This window comes from Burkholderia sp. HAN2018, from assembly GCF_024704855.1.
Lineage (GTDB): Bacteria > Pseudomonadota > Gammaproteobacteria > Burkholderiales > Burkholderiaceae > Burkholderia > Burkholderia cepacia.
On sequence record NZ_QOBB01000585.1, the window covers coordinates 1 to 473 of the forward strand.

At 53.9% G+C, this 473-nt stretch carries 2 tRNA genes and 1 rRNA gene; all 3 read left to right on the plus strand.

From position 1 onward, the window contains the following. A 16S ribosomal RNA gene (locus tag DPV74_RS41920) occupies positions 1-103 on the plus strand; the annotation flags it as partial. A gap of 62 nt (positions 104-165) precedes the next feature. Next, a tRNA-Ile gene (locus DPV74_RS41925) sits at positions 166-242 on the plus strand. Between the two features lie 87 nt (positions 243-329). Then, a tRNA-Ala gene (locus DPV74_RS41930) sits at positions 330-405 on the plus strand. Positions 406-473 lie beyond the last annotated feature (68 nt).

Here is a 473-nt window from a genome sequence, read left to right on the forward strand (position 1 = left end):
TAGTCTAACCGCAAGGAGGACGGTCACCACGGTAGGATTCATGACTGGGGTGAAGTCGTAACAAGGTAGCCGTATCGGAAGGTGCGGCTGGATCACCTCCTTTCCAGAGCTTCTCGCAAAATTGAGCGCTCACGCTTATCGGCTGTAAATTAAAGACAGACTCAGGGGTCTGTAGCTCAGTCGGTTAGAGCACCGTCTTGATAAGGCGGGGGTCGTTGGTTCGAATCCAACCAGACCCACCATTGTCTGACGTGTCGGTGATCGTTAGCGCTTTAGCGCTTACGAGTACCCCAAGCCGACCGGCTAACACCTGAGGCAAATCTGTACATGGGGGCATAGCTCAGCTGGGAGAGCACCTGCTTTGCAAGCAGGGGGTCGTCGGTTCGATCCCGTCTGCCTCCACCAATCACCAACGCTAAGTGCTTGGTTCATACGATGAACCGAGAATTTTGCATTGGCGATTGAGCCAGTCA